14 protein-coding genes and 1 tRNA gene are annotated in these 17,383 nt (G+C 71.9%); 7 read left to right on the top strand and 8 right to left on the bottom strand.

Annotated elements, in window-relative coordinates:
• Positions 1 to 82: 82 nt before the first annotated feature.
• Positions 83 to 1,177, top strand: a complete 1,095-nt coding sequence (locus tag IE251_RS11060; RefSeq protein WP_373301989.1) for a class E sortase — start codon at positions 83 to 85, stop codon at positions 1,175 to 1,177.
• 27 nt (positions 1,178 to 1,204) lie between these two features.
• Entirely contained in the window at positions 1,205 to 1,957 is a 753-nt protein-coding gene (locus IE251_RS11055; protein WP_189752726.1) for a class E sortase, read from the top strand.
• A gap of 66 nt (positions 1,958 to 2,023) precedes the next feature.
• Here IE251_RS11055 and pknB read toward each other — a convergent pair whose 3' ends face one another.
• The 6 genes from pknB to IE251_RS11025 form a co-directional block, all read right to left on the bottom strand.
• Positions 2,024 to 4,033: a Stk1 family PASTA domain-containing Ser/Thr kinase gene (gene pknB / locus IE251_RS11050; RefSeq protein ID WP_189752725.1), complete on the bottom strand. Its 2,010-nt coding sequence runs from the start codon at positions 4,031 to 4,033 to the stop codon at positions 2,024 to 2,026.
• 207 nt (positions 4,034 to 4,240) lie between these two features.
• Complete coding sequence (locus tag IE251_RS11045) at positions 4,241 to 5,725, bottom strand: peptidoglycan D,D-transpeptidase FtsI family protein (RefSeq protein ID WP_189752724.1); 1,485 nt, start codon at positions 5,723 to 5,725, stop codon at positions 4,241 to 4,243.
• Positions 5,722 to 7,173, bottom strand: coding sequence for an FtsW/RodA/SpoVE family cell cycle protein (locus IE251_RS11040; RefSeq protein ID WP_189752723.1), 1,452 nt, complete (start codon positions 7,171 to 7,173; stop codon positions 5,722 to 5,724). Before IE251_RS11040 ends, IE251_RS11045 begins: the two co-directional genes overlap by 4 nt.
• Positions 7,174 to 7,200: 27 nt before the next feature.
• Complete coding sequence (locus tag IE251_RS11035) at positions 7,201 to 8,913, bottom strand: Stp1/IreP family PP2C-type Ser/Thr phosphatase (protein WP_189752722.1); 1,713 nt, start codon at positions 8,911 to 8,913, stop codon at positions 7,201 to 7,203.
• 140 nt (positions 8,914 to 9,053) lie between these two features.
• Positions 9,054 to 9,593 carry an FHA domain-containing protein FhaB/FipA gene (locus tag IE251_RS11030; RefSeq protein ID WP_030780850.1) on the bottom strand — a complete coding sequence of 180 codons (540 nt, stop codon included), beginning with the start codon at positions 9,591 to 9,593 and terminating at the stop codon, positions 9,054 to 9,056.
• A gap of 10 nt (positions 9,594 to 9,603) precedes the next feature.
• The gene (locus IE251_RS11025; protein ID WP_189752721.1) at positions 9,604 to 10,470 is read right to left on the bottom strand and encodes an FHA domain-containing protein; all 867 of its coding nucleotides are present in this window, start codon (positions 10,468 to 10,470) and stop codon (positions 9,604 to 9,606) included.
• Between the two features lie 459 nt (positions 10,471 to 10,929).
• On the opposite strand from IE251_RS11025, the gene IE251_RS11020 reads away from it, so the two are divergent.
• Both IE251_RS11020 and IE251_RS40915 read left to right on the top strand, forming a co-directional pair.
• A tRNA-Leu gene (locus IE251_RS11020) sits at positions 10,930 to 11,016 on the top strand.
• Between the two features lie 204 nt (positions 11,017 to 11,220).
• A complete protein-coding gene (locus tag IE251_RS40915) occupies positions 11,221 to 12,303 on the top strand; it encodes an LAETG motif-containing sortase-dependent surface protein (RefSeq protein ID WP_229896695.1) in 1,083 nt (360 codons plus the stop codon).
• Between the two features lie 176 nt (positions 12,304 to 12,479).
• Here IE251_RS40915 and IE251_RS11010 read toward each other — a convergent pair whose 3' ends face one another.
• On the bottom strand, positions 12,480 to 13,085 hold the full coding sequence (locus IE251_RS11010) for a TetR family transcriptional regulator (RefSeq protein WP_189752720.1): 606 nt from the start codon (positions 13,083 to 13,085) through the stop codon (positions 12,480 to 12,482).
• Between the two features lie 154 nt (positions 13,086 to 13,239).
• On the opposite strand from IE251_RS11010, the gene IE251_RS11005 reads away from it, so the two are divergent.
• The 3 genes from IE251_RS11005 to IE251_RS10995 all read left to right on the top strand — a co-directional run bounded on the left by IE251_RS11005 (position 13,240) and on the right by IE251_RS10995 (position 16,103).
• Positions 13,240 to 14,772: a DUF2252 domain-containing protein gene (locus IE251_RS11005; protein WP_189752719.1), complete on the top strand. Its 1,533-nt coding sequence runs from the start codon at positions 13,240 to 13,242 to the stop codon at positions 14,770 to 14,772.
• 144 nt (positions 14,773 to 14,916) lie between these two features.
• Complete coding sequence (locus IE251_RS11000; protein ID WP_189752718.1) at positions 14,917 to 15,729, top strand: hypothetical protein; 813 nt, start codon at positions 14,917 to 14,919, stop codon at positions 15,727 to 15,729.
• A gap of 44 nt (positions 15,730 to 15,773) precedes the next feature.
• Positions 15,774 to 16,103, top strand: coding sequence for a rhodanese-like domain-containing protein (locus IE251_RS10995; protein ID WP_189752937.1), 330 nt, complete (start codon positions 15,774 to 15,776; stop codon positions 16,101 to 16,103).
• A gap of 42 nt (positions 16,104 to 16,145) precedes the next feature.
• On the opposite strand, the gene IE251_RS10990 is transcribed toward IE251_RS10995, so the two are convergent.
• The gene (locus tag IE251_RS10990) at positions 16,146 to 17,288 is read right to left on the bottom strand and encodes an acyl-CoA dehydrogenase family protein (protein ID WP_189752717.1); all 1,143 of its coding nucleotides are present in this window, start codon (positions 17,286 to 17,288) and stop codon (positions 16,146 to 16,148) included.
• Positions 17,289 to 17,383 lie beyond the last annotated feature (95 nt).

Genomic DNA, 17,383 nt, shown 5'->3' with positions numbered 1-17,383 from the left:
CGCCGGCCACGGGAGCGCGCCGGGCCGGCGGGTGGCCGGGCAACCCTCGACCACCCCGCTGCCCCGGGTCGTGGAGGACCCTCTGACGGCTCCGTTGCCCCGGGTGACGGAGGAGTCCGGGAGGGCGCCGCAGGCCCCGGCGTCCGCCGATCGCGCGGGCGCGCCGGGTCTTCGGGTGCCCGGGGAGCCCCGTACCGCCCCGATGCCCCGGATCACGGACGAACCCCCGGCGGCCTCGTTCCCGCCCGTCGACGACGAGACGATGGCGCTGCGGGTGGTGCCGGGCCGGGCGGGGGAGTCCGTGGGCGCCTCTGCGGCCTCCTCGGCCCCTGCCGCCTCCCCCGTCACACCGGGCGGCCGTGCGGCCCGCAGGAAGGCCGCCAAGCGGCGTGGCGGGCGCCGGACCGGTGCCGCCCCCCGGACGGCCACGCCGCCCCCCGCCGAACGGGACCCGCAGCGCCCCCTGACCCGGGTCGAGGCCCGGCGCCAGGCCCGGCTGCGCAAGCCCGGCCCGGCGACCCTGGCGAGCCGGGCCATCGGCGAACTGTTCATCACCACCGGCGTGCTGATGCTGCTGTTCGTCACCTACCAGCTGTGGTGGACCAACGTCCGCGCGCACGCGCAGGCCGGCAGCGCCACCCACCGGCTCCAGGACGACTGGGCCAGCGGCAAGCGCAGCCCGGGCGTCTTCGAGCCGGGCCAGGGCTTCGCCATCCTGCACATCCCCAAGCTGGACGTGGTCGCCCCCATCGCGGAGGGGATCAGCAACAAACGGGTGCTCGACAAGGGCATGGTCGGCCACTACGGCGAGGCCCCGCTGAAGACGGCGATGCCCCAGGACAAGACCGGCAACTTCGGCCTCGCGGCGCACCGCAACACGCACGGCGAGCCGTTCCGGTACATCAACCGGCTCTCGCCGGGCGACGCGGTCGTGGTCGAGACACAGGACACCTACTTCGTGTACCAGGTCACCTCCTCGCTCCCGGTGACCTCGCCGTCCAACGTCAGCGTGCTGGACCCCGTCCCGCCGGGCTCCGGCTTCACCCGCCCCGGCCGCTACATCACCCTCACCACGTGCACCCCGGAGTTCACCAGCAAGTACCGGCTGATCGTCTGGGGCAAGATGGTCCAGGAACGCCCGCGCGCCAAGGGCAAGCCGGACGCGCTCATCGAGTAGGGCTCACCGAGTAGGGGCAGAGGAACTGTGGCAGCGACCGCCGACGAGACCGAAGAGACCACGGACGCGCCCGGACCGGACCCGGCCCCGCGCCGCCGGCGCCCCGGCCGGATCGCCCTGGCGGTCAGCGTCTTCGGTGAACTCCTCATCACGGCGGGCGTGCTGCTCGGCCTGTTCGTCGCCTACTCGCTGTGGTGGACGAACGTGATAGCGGACCGCAAGGCGGACCAGAAGGCCGACAAGGTCCGCGAGCACTGGGCGCGGCAGAAGGATTCGGGCCCGGGCGCGCTCGACACCGGTGACGGCATCGGCTTCCTGCACGTGCCGGCGATGCACAACGGCGAGGTGCTGGTCGAGAAGGGCACCGGCACGGACGTCCTCAACGACGGCGTGGCCGGCTACTACACGCAGCCGGTCAAGGCGACGCTGCCCACCTCCGGCAAGACCGGCAACTTCACCCTCGCCGCCCACCGGGACGGCCACGGCGCGAAGTTCCACAACATCGACAAGCTGGAGAAGGGCGACCCGATCGTCTTCGAGACCCGGGACGAGTGGTACGTCTACAAGGTCTACTCGATCCTCCCCGAGACCTCGAAGTACAACGTCAAGGTCCTCACCGCGGTCCCCGGCGGATCCGGCCGGAAGAAGCCCGGCCACTACATCACCCTGACGACCTGCACCCCGGTCTACACCTCCCGCCACCGCTATGTGGTCTGGGGCGAACTGGTCCGGACGCAGAAGGTCGACAGCGAGCGCACCCCGCCGGCGGAACTGCGCTGACACCGGCCCGGAACGGCGCGTGGCCCCGCCGGGCATCCCGGCGGGGCCACGCGGAGGCGGGGGAGGTCAGTTGCCCCAGCCGCCGCCGAAGAAGTCCGTCCCGTTGCCATCGTCGTGGTTGCCGTTGCCGTTGTCGTTGCCCCGGCCGAACGCGACCGTGGTCAGGGTGACCGTCGTGCCGTTCGGGTCGGCCTGGCTGTTCGGCTGCGGGTCCTGCTGGGTGACGAGCGCGTTGTCGTCACCGGGGCTGCCGGGCGCGAACTGGATGTTGTTGAAGCCGGCCTGCTGAAGCATCTGCCGGGCCTCCTTCACCCGCCGGCCGACGACACCCGGCACCGACGACTGCTGCTGCTGGGCCTTGCCGACGTTGATCACCACATTGGTGTTCTTGACGACCTGCTGGCCCGCCGCCGGGTTGGTGTTCTGCACCTTGCCGTCCTGGGCGGGGTCGCTGACCGGGGATTCGGTGCAGCTCGGCACCAGACCCTGCGCCTGGAGCGTGGCCTTCGCCTCGTCACAGGACTTGCCGGTGACATCGGGAACCGCGATCTTCTCCTCCGGCTTGGCGACCGTGAGGGTGATCGTGCTGCCCTTCTCCTTGCTGACGCCCGGCTCCGGGTCCTGGGTGATGACGACACCCGGCGTGCGGTCCGAGACCTCCAGCTTCTTGTCGACCTCGAAGCCCTTCTCCTTGAGCTGGGTCTCCGCCTGGTCGAACTGGGCCCCGCGCACGTCCGGCACCTGGACCTTGGGCGCGCCCGTGGAGATCACCAGGTCGACCGTGCTGTTCTTCTCGACCTTCTCGCCCTGCGGCGGGTTCTGCGAGCACACGTTGCCGGTGGCCTGGTCCTCGCACTCCTTCTTGCTGATCGACACCTTGAGGTCGACGTTGGCGGCCATCTTCTCGGCCGTCTTCTGGGGCTGGCCGACGAACGCCGGCACGGGCACCTTGCCGTCGTTCCCCTTCTTGTCGCCGAAGGCGTACATGCCGATCAGGATCGCGCCGACCAGCACCAGCAGGCCCGCGATCACCAGCAGGACCGTGCCGGTGCTGGACTTCTTCTTCTGCTGGCGGCGGCGGTCCGGGCGGTCGTCGTAGCCGTAACCGCCGTCGTCGGGGTTCATCGGCGGCAGCACGGTGGTCGCGCCCGCGTCCGAGCGCAGCGCGGTCGTCGCCTGCTCCTCGGGGTAGCCGCCGTAGCCCACCGCGCCCAGCGCGGCGGTGGCCGCGACCGGCTGGCCGTCCAGGCACGCCTCGATGTCGGCGCGCATCTCGTCGGCCGACTGGTAGCGGTAGTTCGGGTCCTTGACCAGCGCCTTGAGGACGATCGCGTCCATCTCGGGCGTGATCTCGGGGTCGAAGACCGACGGGGGCTGGGGCTCCTCGCGCACGTGCTGGTAGGCCACGGCCACCGGGGAGTCGCCCACGAACGGGGGTCGTACCGTCAGCAGTTCGTAGAGGAGACAGCCGGTCGAGTACAGGTCCGAGCGGGCGTCGACCTGCTCGCCCTTGGCCTGCTCCGGGGAGAGGTACTGGGCGGTGCCGATGACCGCGGCCGTCTGGGTCATGGTCATGCCGGCGTCACCCATGGCACGGGCGATGCCGAAGTCCATCACCTTGACCTGGCCGTTGCGGGTCAGCATGACGTTGGCCGGCTTGATGTCCCGGTGGACGATGCCGCTGCGGTGCGCGTACTCCAGGCCCTGGAGGATGCCGATGGTCATCTCCATCGCCCGCTCGGGCAGCAGCTTGCGGCCGGAGTGCAGCAGCTCGCGCAGCGTGGAACCGTCGACGTACTCCATCACGATGTACGGGATGGAGACCCCGTCGATGTAGTCCTCGCCCGTGTCGTAGACCGCCACGATCGCGGGATGGTTGAGCGAGGCGGCCGACTGGGCCTCCCGGCGGAACCGGGCCTGGAAGGACGGGTCGCGCGCGAGGTCCGCGCGCAGCGTCTTCACCGCCACGGTGCGGCCGAGCCGGGTGTCGTGCGCGAGGTAGACCTCGGCCATGCCACCGCGGCCGAGCACCTGGCCCAGCTCATACCGGCCGCCGAGGCGACGCGGCTCTTCCATAGCTACCTACCAGCCCTCTCCGTCGGTCTCGGCCGCGCCCCTGTGCGCGGCCGGAGGCGCTGCCGTCCGGGCCTACCGTACCCGGCTCGCTCTGTGTGACCTGGCCAAGCCCGTAACCCGATACAGGACCGGTATCGCAACGTGCGACGATGTGAAAAACGTGTGAGCGGCCTCACTTGCGGCGGCCGCGTCACCCGCGGGGGCCGGTCACTTCTTGGCGTTGACGACCGCCTCCATGACGTTCTTCGCGATCGGTGCGGCCAGGCCGCCACCGGAGATGTCGTCGCGGTTGGCGCTCTCGTCCTCGATCACCACGGCCACCGCCACCGGCGAGCTGCCGTCGGGCAGCTTGGCGTAGGAGATGAACCACGCGTACGGGTTCTCGCTGTTCTCCACGCCGTGCTGGGCGGTACCGGTCTTGCCGCCGACCTTGACGCCGTTGATCCGCGCGTTCGTACCGGTGCCCTTCTCGACCACCGTCTGCATCATGTCCTGGAGGATCTGCGCGTTCTTCGGCGACAGCGGCCGGCTCAGCTCCTCCGGCTCGGTCTTGGCGACCGGGTCCAGGTTGGAGGACTGGAGCTCGTCGACCATGTACGGCTTCATCAGCTTGCCGTCGTTGGCGACCGCCGAGGCCACCATCGCCATCTGCAGCGGCGTCGCGGCGGTGTTGTACTGGCCGATGGAGGACAGCGCGGTCTGCGACTGGTTCATGTCGTCGGAGAACACCGAGGCGGTGGCGCGGACCGGGGTGAACTGCTCGGAGTCGAAGCCGAACTTCTTCGCCTCCTCCAGCATCTTGTCGTTGCCGAGGTCGGAGCCGATCTTGCCGAAGACGGTGTTGCAGGAGAACTGGAGCGCGACCCGCATGGTCGCGTTCTCGCACGGGATGTTGCCCTCGTTCTTCAGCTCGGTCGAGGTGCCCGGCATGACCCACGGCAGCGGCGAGTCGGTCCGCTGGTCGGCCGAGGTGTACTTGCCGTTCTCCAGCGCGGCGGCGGCCGTGACCACCTTGAAGGTCGAGCCCGGCGGGTAGGTCTCGCGCAGCGCCCGGTTCAGCATCGGGTCGTTGGGGTTGTATTTCTTCTGGAGCTTCTTCCAGGCCGCCGCGTCGTCGTTGGTGTTGCCCGCGAAGGACGACGGGTCGTACGACGGGTAGGAGGCCAGCGCCAGGATCTTGCCCGTGGACGGCTCCAGCGCGACCACCGCGCCCTTGCCGCCCCGCTTCCTCAAGCCGTCGAACGCGGCCTTCTGCGCGGCGGCGTTGAGCGTCGTGACGACGTTGCCGCCCTGCTGCTCCTTGCCGGTGATCATGTCCAGGGTCTTGCGGAAGAACAGCCGGTCGTCGTTCCCGGTGAGGATGCCGTCCTCGAGGGACTCCAGCTGGGTGGCGCCGAAGGCCTGCGAGGCGTAACCGGTGACCGGCGCCCACATGGGGCCGTTCTTGTACGTCCGCTTGTACTTGAGGTCGTTCAGACCGCTCTTGCTGGTCTCCGTGGACCCGGTGATCGGATCGCCGCCGACGATGATGTCGCCGCGCGGGGTGGCGTAGCGGGCGATCGTCACCCGGCGGTTCTTCGGGTCGTCCTTGAGGCTGTCGGCCCTGACGTACTGGAGGTAGTTGTCCCGCAGCAGCAGGGTCAGCACGAGCAGGCCGCAGAAGATCGCGATGCGGCGCAGGGGCTTGTTCATGACGGGCGGACCACCTGGGTCATCTCGGCGTCGGGGCTGCTCACGGGGGCGGGCGCCGGGCGGCGGGCGGTGTCGCTGATCCGGATCAGGATGCCGATCAGCGCCCAGTTGGCGAGCACGGACGAACCACCGTACGCGAGGAACGGCATGGTCATACCGGTCAGCGGGATGAGGCCCATGACACCGCCGGCCACCACGAAGACCTGGAGGGCGAAGGCACCGGACAGGCCGATGGCGAGCAGCTTGCCGAACGGGTCGCGGGCGGCGAGCGCGGTGCGCACACCGCGCTCCACGATCAGACCGTAGATCAGCAGGATCGCCATGATCCCGGCCAGGCCCAGCTCCTCGCCGAAGGTGGCGAGGACGAAGTCGGAGTTGGCGGCGAACCGGATCAGGTCCGAGTGTCCCTGACCCCAGCCGGAGCCGAGGGTGCCACCGGAACCGAAGGCCCACAGGGCCTGCTGGAGCTGGTCGGAGTGGAGGATGCCGTCATGGGTGATCTGTCGGCTCAGCTCGTACTCGCGCATCGGGTTGAGCCATGCCTGCACACGGGTCTGGATGTGCGGCTCGAAGCTCGCCACGCCGACGGCGCCGGCCGCGGACATCAGCAGACCGAAGACGATCCAGCTGGTCCGCTCGGTGGCGACGTACAGCATGATGACGAACATTCCGAAGAACAGCAGCGAGGTGCCGAGGTCCGTCTCGAAGACCAGGATGAGGATCGAGATCGCCCAGACGACCAGGATCGGCCCGAGGTCGCGGCCGCGCGGCAGGTACAGGCCCATGAAGCGGCGGCTGGCGAGGGCCAGGGCGTCGCGCTTGACCATCAGGTAGCCGGCGAAGAAGACGGCGAGGACGATCTTGGCGAACTCACCGGGCTGGAGGGAGCCGAGACCGGGGATGTTGATCCAGATCTTCGCGCCGTAGATGTTGGCCCCGAGGCCCGGCACCAGCGGCAGGATGAGCAGCACCAGGGCGCTGAACATGGAGATGTACGTGTAGCGCTGGAGGACGCGGTGGTCCTTCAGGAAGATCAGCACCACGACGAACAGCGCGATGCCCAGCGCGGTGTACAGCAGCTGGCGGGGCGCCGCCGTGACGAAGTTGGGCAGTGACTGGAGCAGCTTGGACTGGTCCAGCCGCCAGATCACGACCAGCCCCAGCCCGTTGAGCAGGGTGGCCAGCGGCAGCAGCAGCGGATCGGCGTACGGCGCGAACTTCCGCACCGCGAGATGGGCGACGCCGGCCAGCAGTCCGAGGCCCAGGCCGTAGCTGAGCAGCCCGGAGGGGACCTGGTCGCTGATGGCCAGGCCCACGTTGGCGTAGGCGAACACCGGGATGGCCACGGCGAAGACCAGCAGGGCCAGCTCGGTGTTGCGGCGGCTCGGCGCGCCGATGGCGCCGATCGTGGACGTGTGATGCGTCGGCGAATTCGTAGAACTGCTCATCGTGTGACGGGGCCTCTCACGGCTTGCCTACTGCTTACCGCACAGCGAGACGACCTTCTGCTCATCCTCCGAGAGAGTGGGGCCGGGGCTGGGGGTCGCGGACGGGGTCGTGGACGGAGACTTCGAAGGGACCGCCGGGGTCGTCTTCGAGGCCGACGGGTTCGGGGCCGGGGTGGCCTTCGTGACGAGGGAGACCTGCGCGAGGGTGACGACCGGCGCGGCGGGGTCCCCGGAGAACGCGGCGTGCGTGCCCGTGCCCGTGGTGGAGCCGGTACCGGTGCCGGTTCCCGTGGTGGCGCCGGTACCGGTGCCGGTTCCCGTGGTGGCGCCGGTACCGGTGCCACCGGTTCCGCCGGCGCTCTTGTCGGCGTCGGCGTCGGTGCCGGTGGTCTTGCCCTTGTCGTTCTTCGCGTCGCGCGCGGCCTCGTCCGCGGCCTTGCGCTCGGCCTGCTTCCGGCAGGCGGAGGCCTGGACGGCCAGCTCCTCGACCTTCGTCCGGGCCGCCTGGAGGCCGCCCTCCGCGATCGTGGCCTTCACCTGCTTCTGCTGGTACGGCGGCAGGTACTTGAGTTCGATCTCGGGGTGGTCCTTCTCCACCTCCGACAGCGACACCCAGGCCAGGTCCTGGCTGATCCCGCGGTACAGCGCCACGTGCTCGTCCTTGGCGCCGACGTAGTACTGCGTCTGCGTCCAGCGGTAGCCGCCGTACAGGCCGCCGCCCACGACGGCCAGGGCGAGGGCGCCGTACAGGGAGGTCTTCAGCCACCTGCGCGGCTTGCGCTGCTTGGTGAAGTCCTCGTCGCCGTACTCGCCGAAGCCGCCGGCCGGCGGGTAGCCGGTGTCACCCGAGCCGGGCGGCCCGAACTCGCCGCCGCCCTGCCCGCGCCGGCCCAGGTGGGCGGCGCGGCCGGCCGGGGTCTGCATGATCCCGTTGTCCTGCGGGTGGTGCTGGTTCTCGGCGACCGCGCCGACCACCACCGGCTGGTCGGACAGCTGACCGGCGAGGGTGTCGCCCTGGTCCAGGTCCAGCACGTCGGCGACGATGACCGTGATGTTGTCGGGGCCGCCGCCGCGCAGCGCGAGCTGGATCAGCTCCTGCACGGTCTCCTGCGGGCCCTGGTAGCTGGCGAGGGTCTCCTCCATCGTCTGGTGGGAGACCACCCCGGACAGGCCGTCGGAGCAGATCAGATAGCGGTCGCCGGCGCGGACCTCGCGGATGGAGAGGTCGGGCTCGACGTGCTCGCTGCTGCCGAGGGCGCGCATCAGCAGGGAGCGCTGCGGGTGGGTGGTGGCCTCTTCCTCGGTGATCCGGCCCTCGTCGACCAGCCGCTGCACCCAGGTGTGGTCCTGGGTGATCTGGGTGAGGACGCCGTCGCGCAGCAGATAGGCGCGAGAGTCGCCGACGTGGACCAGGCCGAGCCGCTGTCCGGTCCACAGCAGGGCGGTCAGGGTGGTGCCCATGCCCTCCAGCTGCGGGTCCTCCTGGACCATGGCGCGCAGCTGGTCGTTGGCGCGCTGCACGGCGGTGCCGAGGGAGGTGAGGATGTCGGAGCCGGGCACGTCGTCGTCGAGCGGGACGATGGTGGAGATCACCTCGGAGGAGGCGACCTCGCCGGCCGCCTGGCCGCCCATGCCGTCGGCGATGGCCAGCAGGCGCGGGCCGGCGTAGCCGGAGTCCTCGTTGTGCCCGCGGATCATGCCCTCGTGCGATCCGGCGGCGAAGCGCAGTGACAGACTCATGCGCACCTCGCCCGTCGGCTCCGAATGCAGCCGGTCGTGTCGAGCCACACTGCCCACCCTCCGGTCGGGAGCGCGCCGGAGACCGGGTGGCGGCCTGCCGCGGCGTGCTCGCTCCGCTCGCGCTTATTCATGACGTGGCACTACTTCCGCAGCTCGATCGCGGTCTTGCCGATGCGGATCGGCTTGTCCAGCGGGATCGGTGTGGGGGTCGTCAGCCGGGACCGGTCCAGGTAGGTGCCGTTGGTGGAACCGAGGTCCTCGATGATCCACTGGCCGCTCTGGTCCAGGTAGATCCTGGCATGGCGGCTGGAGGCGTAGTCGTCGTCCAGCACGATCGTGGAGTCGTGCGCCCGGCCCAGGGTGATGGTCTGGCCCTGGAGCGCCACGGTGGTGCCGGTCAGTGTGCCCTCGGTCACGACCAGCTTGGTGGGGGCGTTCCGGCCGCGCCGGCCGCCGCCCTGCTGGCCGCGCTGCGGCGGCGGGGCGGCCTGCTGCCGGGCCTGCTGCCGGGTCTGCTGGCGCCCGGACTGCTGCGGCCGGGCCGCCTCCCTACGCGATCCGCGCTGGGTGACGCGCGTACCGAACAGGTCGCTCCGGATGACCTGCACGGCCACGATCACGAACAGCCACAGTACGGCCAGGAAACCCAGCCGCATGACCGTGAGGGTCAGCTCTGACATTGCCCCCGCTTCACCCTTCGGCTTGCCTATAGATAACGGTGGTGCTGCCCACGACGATCCGCGAGCCGTCGCGGAGCGTAGCGCGGGTGGTGTGCTGCCCGTCCACCACGATGCCGTTGGTGGAGCCGAGATCCTGGATCGTCGAGGGCGTTCCGGTCCGGATCTCGCAGTGCCGGCGGGAGACGCCGGGGTCGTCGATCCGCACGTCGGCGTCGGTGCTGCGGCCCAGCACCAGCGTCGGGCGGGAGATCTGGTGGCGGGTGCCGTTGATCTCGATCCAGTAGCGGGTGCGCGCGCCGCTCATCGGCGCCGCGGCGGGCCGCTGGGTGGCGGGCTGCGGATAGCCGTACCCGCCGGGCCGGGCGCCGGGCGGCGGCGTCGACGGCATCGGGGGCGCGCCCGCGGGCGGGGCGGCCGGCGGATAGCCGTAGCCGCCGGGGGCGCTCGCCGCGGGGCGGCCGGCCGGCGGGGCGGGCGGCGCCTGCTGGTCCTGCTGGCTGCTGGAGGAGGCCAGGGTGCGCGAGCGCACCCGGTACAGACCGGTGTCCAGGTCGTCGGCCTTCTCCAGATTGACCTTGATCGGGCCCATGAAGGTGTAGCGCTGCTGCTTGGCGTAGTCGCGCACCATGCCGGCCAGCTCGTCGCCCAGCTGCCCGGAGTAGGGGCTGAGGCGCTCGTAGTCCGGCGCGCTCAGCTCCACGATGAAGTCGTTGGGCACGACGGTGCGGTCGCGGTTCCAGATGGTGGCGTTGTTGTCGCACTCCCGCTGGAGCGCTCCGGCGATCTCCACGGGCTGGACCTCGGACTTGAAGACCTTGGCGAAGGTGCCGTTCACCAGACCTTCGAGACGCTGCTCGAACTTCTTCAGGACTCCCATGGGGCACCTCCTCCGTCCCTGCCGTCGTCTTGCCTTGCTCTGTGCCGCTGCCTTGCCGGGGTACTGCCGGGTACTGCTTACTGATCGTATCTACGCGCCCGCCAATCAGCCGGTTCCCCCAGCGGCTCCCCTTCGAACTCCGGGTGCGTGTCCTGCTGCCCCTGGATCGTAGAGGCGGGCGAAGACCAGTGTCCCGCACCGGGCTGTGCACCCGGCCCGCCTTCCGGGGAGACGGCCGGGACCGGTACGAGGTTGATACGTGAACCGTGTCTCCCTGAGACGGACGGGCACGGGCGGGACGCGTGAGGACGTGGGCACCGGCCGCCGCGGGGGGCGCGCCCGAGGCGGTCGCCGGGGGCGCCCGGGAAGGGATGTGAATCCACCCTGGACGACGTGCTAATGTTCTCGATGTCGGAAGGGGCCAGCCCGAAAGGGAAGGAACCGGAAGACACACCCAATGCGCGGGTGGCGGAATAGGCAGACGCGCTGGATTCAGGTTCCAGTGCCCGCAAGGGCGTGGGGGTTCAACTCCCCCCTCGCGCACCACCGGAATGAGCGGCATCGTAATCACGATGCCGCTCATTTCTGTTTCCCGGGCGTGGTGCTCGTCCGTGGCGCGTGACGAAGGTCTCAGGGCCGCGGCCTCTGTGATGGCCTTCACATAAAGATGGGGTAAGGGTGGCGCAACCCTTTACGGCTTCTCCGGGTCATGAGTGCGCACGCACTGGTCACTCCCGTTCTGAGGTTCGTATGAAGCTTCGCCGTTCCCTGGCCCTCGCCGCCGCCACGGCCGCCATCACGCCGGCCGTTCTGCTCGCGGCCCCGATCGCCCACGCGGCGGACGGGGACACCCCGGCGACCACCGTCACCGAGACGACGCCGGGCCAGGAGGCATCCTCACCCGCGGCCGACGAGTCCCCCGCCGCCGACGAGTCCCCCTCGGCCGATGCGTCCCCCGCCGCCGGGGACGACAAGACTCCGTCCGCGGGGGCGTCCTCGCCCGCGGCCGGCGGGGACACCGCGCCCACCGCGAAGGCCTCGCCCAGCGCTTCCGCCTCGGCTTCTGCTTCCGCCTCCGCTTCCGTGTCCGCGTCCCCCTCGGCGTCCGCGTCCCCGTCGGACGGCCCCGTGGAGTGCTCCGGCGACGAGGCCAAGATCGACGACAACCTGCGGACCGCCCTGTCCGGCCTGCCCTCGAAGATCGTGGCGGGAAGCGGCTTCCACGGCTTCCGGCTGAACGTGAAGAACAGCGGTGACCGTGCGTACCAGCGCGTCGACCTCGGGGTCTTCGCCGCCCAGGTGGACGAGGAGGAGTACTTCATCGACACCAGCCACCTGACCCTGCAGTACAAGGACCCGTCGTCGGGCCAGTGGATCGACATCTCCCTGGACGAGAACGACGAGGGCGCCGGCTACCTCGGCTACACCGACGTCAAGGCCCACGAGTCCTTCTCCATCGACCTGCGTCTGGCCGTGGACAGCTCCGCCCCGGCCGGCCTGGGCTACGCCCTGAGCATCGGCATGTACGCCGACGACGAGGGCAACTGCGTCCTGGCCGGTGACGACAGCTACTACGAGTTCGACATCCTCAAGGCCGGCACCGCCCCGGGTGAGCCCGGGGACGCCAAGCCGCAGGGCGGCAAGAAGCCGCTGCCCCAGCACCAGCCCGCCGGCAACACCAAGATCGAACCGCAGGGCCACCTCGCCGAGACGGGCTCCAGCTCCGCGCTCCCGATGATCGCCCTGGCGGGCGGCGCCGCGGTCGCGGTCGGCGCGGGCGCCATGTTCGTCGTACGCCGCCGCAAGACGGCCGGCCCGAACGCCACCGTCTGACGGGACCTTCCCTGCCGCCGCCCACAGGGTGCGCGGCCGGCGCCGGTGTGGCGGCGGCGGACTTCATGACCTCCGCCGCCATGCCGGTCTCGCGGTGTTCGGGCCGCTGCCGTACGCGGCCCGCCCCGAGCCCGCCCGGTACGGCCACGACATGGCCGGGCGCCGGTGCGGGACGGTCACAGGCGGAGTCCGCCGAGGTGGTCCAGCGCCCAGGCGAAGAGGGTCGTGAGGTCCGGTTCGCCGTCGCGCTCCGCCCAGTACATGAGCGTCTCGGTGGTCACCGCGACGAGGACGGCCGCGCCCAGCCGGACCTCGTAGGCGTCCGCGTCCCTGCCCGCGCGCCGGGCGAGCAGCGCCGCCGTGTGCGCCACCTGTGCTTCCTGGTGCTGCCACAGGCGTGCGCGCAGCGGCCGCACCCGCGCGGCCAGCCTGAGCCGCGCCAGCGTGGTGTCCGGGTCCGGGCCGACGCGCCGGGCGAGCAGGTCGTGGAGCGTCGCCCGCACCGCGTCGTCCGCCGGCGGCTCCCCCGGGGAACCGGGGCCGGCCGCGCAGGCCGCTCCCGGCTCCCCGGGGGACGGGCCGGGGTCGTCCATGAGGACCACGTCCTCCTTGGTCGGGAAGTAACGGAAGAACGTGCTCGGCGAGACGTCGGCCGCGTCACAGATCTGTTCGACGGTGGTGTGGTCGTACCCCTGCGCCACGAAGAGGCGGAGGGCTTCCTGCCGGAGAAGGCGGCGGGTCTTGGCCTTCTTCCGCTCCCGCAGGCCGGGTCGGGTGGTCATGGGCCTGTACCTTCCTGACGCAAGCGGCCGCCGCCCATTGTCCCACCGGTACCGCTGAGTCGATCAGGGCCGCTCAGGGCCCGGTCGACGGCGCCGAAGCCCGGTCGCCGGGAGCCGTCCCCGGGGCCACTGGCTGTACCGTCTCCCCGAGTCGATGTTCGTACCGACGTACGTTCGAAGGTGTGCGGGGGAGGCGGTCGCGGTGGCCGGAAGCGGTGAGCGGGTGGCGGGCACGGCGGACCGGGGGGCGCGCCGGCTGCCCCGGGTACGGGGATTCGCGCCGTGGCCGCCGCAGGGCGAGGCGGAGGGGCCGGGTTCCCCGGATACGGCGGGTACGGCGGCCGGGCCCGGTTCGCCGAAAAAGGAGGGCAAGGCTCTTCGGCGGAGTGTGCCGCGTTCCGCCCACCGCACGCTCGACGCGGACGCCGGCCGCCCCGACGCAGTGACCGCGGTCCGGGAGTCCAGCGCCGGCCGCATCCCCGAGCTGGTCCCGCTGCGGGTGGGCCGGATGGCGGCCGGACCGTTCGCCTTCCTGCGCGGCTCGGCCGGGCTCATGGCGCACGACCTCGCCCGCACCCCCACGACCGGGATCGCCACCCAGATATGCGGCGACGCGCACGCGGCCAACTTCGGCCTGTACGGCGACGCCCGCGGCGACCTCGTCATCGACCTCAACGACTTCGACGAGACCGCGCACGGCCCCTGGGAGTGGGACCTGAAGCGGCTCGCGGCCTCCCTGGTGCTGGCGGGGCGGGAGACGGGCGCCGACGAGGACACCTGCCGCGCGGCGGCCCGCGACGCGGCCGGCGCCTACCGCCGCACCATGCGGCTGCTCGCCAAGCTGCCCGCGCTCGACGCCTGGAACGCCATCGCGGACGAGGAACTGGTCTCCCACACCGACGCCCATGACCTGCTCGGCACCCTCCGACGGGTCTCGGAGAAGGCCCGGTCCAACACCAGCGGCCGGTTCGCGGCGAAGTCGACGGAGCCCGTCGCGGGCGGCGGACGCCGGTTCGTGCCCGCCCCGCCGGTGCTGCGTGACATCCCGGACGCCGAGGCGGCGGCGGTCGCCCTGGCCCTGGAGGAGTACGTGGGCACGATCGGCGAGGACCGCCGTCCGCTGCTGGCCCGGCACGCCGTGCACGACGTGGCCTTCCGGGTGGTCGGCACCGGCAGCGTCGGCACCCGCTCCTACGTCGTCCTGCTGCTCGACCACCGCGGGGAGCCGCTGGTCCTCCAGGTGAAGGAGGCGCGCCCCTCCGCGCTCGTCCCGCACCTGGCCACGGCCGGTTTCCCGGTGCGGCCGGTGGCGCACGAGGGCCGCCGGGTGGTCCTCGGCCAGCAGCGGATGCAGGTGGTCAGCGACATCCTGCTGGGCTGGACCACCGTCGAGGGGCGCCCCTACCAGGTGCGGCAGTTCCGCAACCGCAAGGGCAGCGTCGACCCGGCCGCCCTCCCCGCCGACCAGCTCGACGACTACGGCCGGATGACCGGCGCCCTGCTGGCCCGCGCCCACTCCCACAGCGCCGACCCGTGGCTGATCGCCGGTTACTGCGGCAAGAACGAGGAACTGGACGAGGCCATCGCCGCGTTCGCCGTCGCCTACGCCGACCGCACCGAATCCGACCACGCCGACCTCCTGACAGCCGTCCGGGCGGGCCGCATCGAGGCGGAGACGGGGGTATGAGCCTCGTCCTCGTCCTCGTTCCGCACGCACGGACGAGCACCCGGGCGAGTGCGGCCCTTCCACCCACCCGCGTCCGTCCGGGCCGGCCGCCGAGAGCCCGGCGCCACGCCTGGGCCGGGCCCGGCGGAGCGCTACGCTGAACGCGTGACCTCCCCCGAAGCCGGCCAGTCCCAGGCGCCGCGCCCCGAGGAGCGGCTGGAACAGGCCGTCCGGGCCGCCGAGCAGGCGCTGATCGAGTACGAGATCGCCGTGGAGACGTTCCGCGTCGAGGTGGAGAACTTCTCCCGCCTGCACGACCAGCGGCTCGGCCCGCTGTACGCCCGGATCGAGGAACTCGACGCGCGGATCGCCGAGGCGCGGGCCGCCCGCACCGGCGACCCCGAGGACGTCCGCCGCGCCGCCGAGGCCCGTGCCCGGGTGCTGCCGCTCCCGGACGTGGAGGAGCTGCTGCACGGCTGGATGGACGGCGACGGCCTGTTCCCGGAGGCCACCGCCATGCTCACCGGCCAGCCGGTACGGCCCCCGCAGCGGGTGCGCCCCAGCGAGCGGGCCCGCAAGCTCTACCGCGACCTCGCCCGCAAGGCCCACCCCGACCTGGCCCAGGAGGAAGCGGAGCGCAAGCGGCGCGAGGAGTTCCTCAGCCGGGTCAACGCCGCCTACGCCCGGGGCGACGAGACTCTGCTCACGGAGCTGGCCGCCGAATGGGCCGCCGGTCCGGTGCCGCCCGAACGCCGGCCGAGCCCCGCCGAGGAGCTGTACGCCCGCCTCGAATGGCTCGCCCAGCGCAAGGAACTGATCACCCTCGTCGCCCGCGAGCTGGAGGAGGGCGCGATCGCCGGGCTGCTCCGGCTCGCCCCGGACGACCCCGACGGACTGCTCGACGAGATCGCCGGCCGGCTGCACGCCGACATCGCCCAGCGGGAGGCGGAACTGGCCGGGCTGCTGGGACAGGGCTGAGCCGGGCTTCGGGTAGCGTCGGAGCCATGAATTTCGGAGCTGGTGTGCCCACGGTCCAGGTGACGGACGTCAAGGACGGTGCCTTTCTGCTGGATGTCCGCGAGGACGACGAGTGGCAGGCGGGCCACGCCCAGGGGGCGCTGCACATCCCTCTCAGCGATTTCGTGGCCCGCTACGGTGAGCTGACCGAGGCCGCCCCGCAGGACGGCCGCGTCCACGTCATCTGCCGCTCGGGAGGCCGCTCGGCCCAGGTCACCATGTACCTGGTCCAGCAGGGCCTCGACGCGGTGAACGTCGACGGCGGCATGCAGGACTGGCAGCGGGCCGGCCGCCCGGTCGTCACCGACGACGGCACGCCGGGCTTCGTCGTCTAGCCGTCCATCAGGGGCCGGCCGTCCTTCGGCGGGAGCCTTCCGTCAGCCGAGCGGATGGGTGGCCAGCAGGTCCCCGAGCCGCTCCTCGTACGCCGCCGCGGGGCCGAGCGCCAGTTCCAGGTGCTTGGCCCAGGCGTGGTAGCGGTGCAGCGGGTAGTCGGTGTCCGCGCCGAAGCCGCCGTGCAGGTGCTGTGCCGTCTGCACCACCCGCCGCACCCCCTCCGCCGCCCAGATCCTGGCCACGGCGACATCCCCGGCGGCGGGCAGCGCCCCCGGCGCCCCGGAGGCGATCCGCCAGGCGGCCTGCCAGAGGGTGACCTCCATGGCGCGCAGGTCGATGTACCGGTCCGCGGCCTGCACGGCCACCGCCTGGAACGTCGCGATCGGGTACCCGAACTGCTCCCGCCTGCCGGTGTACTCGCCGGTCATCCGCAGCACCCGCTCGCCCAGCCCGAGCGCCAGCGCGCACGTCCCGGTCACCAGCAGCGCGTGCAGCCACTCCCAGGCGCCCTCGGCCTCGATCACCTCCTCCGGTCCGACCCGGACCGACCGCAGCCGCAGCTCGGCCAGCCGCTCACCGCTGGTGGAGACCTGCTCGGCCGCCTCCAGCCCGTCCGCCCCACGCGGCACCAGCGCCAGCACGGTCCGCTCGCCACCCGCACTCCCGAGGTGCGCCGGCACGACGGTCAGGTCCGCGTCGAACGCCCACGGCACCGCCGTCTGCACCCCGTCCAGCAGCCACGCCCGCCCGTCCCGCCGCGCGACGACGGCCGGCTCGGCCGGATCGTGGCCGGTGCGCCCGTTCGCCGCGACGGTCAGCACGAGCTCGCCCCGCCCCGCCCGGGCCAGCAGCCGTTCCGCCTGTTCCGGACCGCCGTGGCGCTGCACGGCCGCCATGGCGGCGCTGTGCTCCAGCAGCGGCACCCGCGCCAGCACCCTGCCCGCCTCGCGCAGCACCAGGCACAGCGCGATGGCGTCCAGCCCCGCTCCGCCGTACGCCTCGGCCGACAGCAGACCCAGCAGATCCGCCTCGGCGAGCCGGGACCACAGCGCCCGGTCCAGGCCCTCGGCCACGGCACCGGTGGTGAGTGCCGGACTGGGCACCGCGTCCGGCGCCACCCCGGCGAACACCCCCCGCGCCGCCTCGGCCGCCGCCTGCTGCTCCTCGGTGAAGGTGAAGTCCACGGCCTGTCCTCCCGGCGGGTACCGTCATCTGACGGTCCGTCAAGATAGAACAGGTTCTAGGAGAAGGGAACGGGCGGTACGCGAGCGGTCGGGAC

This window comes from Streptomyces eurythermus (genome assembly GCF_014649115.1).
GTDB classification, from domain to species: Bacteria; Actinomycetota; Actinomycetes; order Streptomycetales; family Streptomycetaceae; genus Streptomyces; species Streptomyces eurythermus.
Note: the sequence above shows the minus strand (reverse complement) of the source record. Positions and strands in the feature narration are given on the sequence as shown.

Excerpts from the sequence above, each read along its gene's own strand:
- IE251_RS11005 (WP_189752719.1), top strand. The coding sequence starts at position 13,240 with ATGTTCGTACCGACGTACGTTCGAAGGTGTGCGGGGGAGGCGGTCGCG.
- IE251_RS11040 (WP_189752723.1), bottom strand. The coding sequence starts at position 7,173 with ATGAGCAGTTCTACGAATTCGCCGACGCATCACACGTCCACGATCGGC.
- IE251_RS11025 (WP_189752721.1), bottom strand. The coding sequence starts at position 10,470 with ATGGGAGTCCTGAAGAAGTTCGAGCAGCGTCTCGAAGGTCTGGTGAAC.
- IE251_RS11035 (WP_189752722.1), bottom strand. The coding sequence starts at position 8,913 with ATGAGTCTGTCACTGCGCTTCGCCGCCGGATCGCACGAGGGCATGATC.
- IE251_RS11045 (WP_189752724.1), bottom strand. The coding sequence starts at position 5,725 with ATGAACAAGCCCCTGCGCCGCATCGCGATCTTCTGCGGCCTGCTCGTG.
- pknB (WP_189752725.1), bottom strand. The coding sequence starts at position 4,033 with ATGGAAGAGCCGCGTCGCCTCGGCGGCCGGTATGAGCTGGGCCAGGTG.
- IE251_RS11030 (WP_030780850.1), bottom strand. The coding sequence starts at position 9,593 with ATGTCAGAGCTGACCCTCACGGTCATGCGGCTGGGTTTCCTGGCCGTA.
- IE251_RS40915 (WP_229896695.1), top strand. The coding sequence starts at position 11,221 with ATGAAGCTTCGCCGTTCCCTGGCCCTCGCCGCCGCCACGGCCGCCATC.
- IE251_RS11010 (WP_189752720.1), bottom strand. The coding sequence starts at position 13,085 with ATGACCACCCGACCCGGCCTGCGGGAGCGGAAGAAGGCCAAGACCCGC.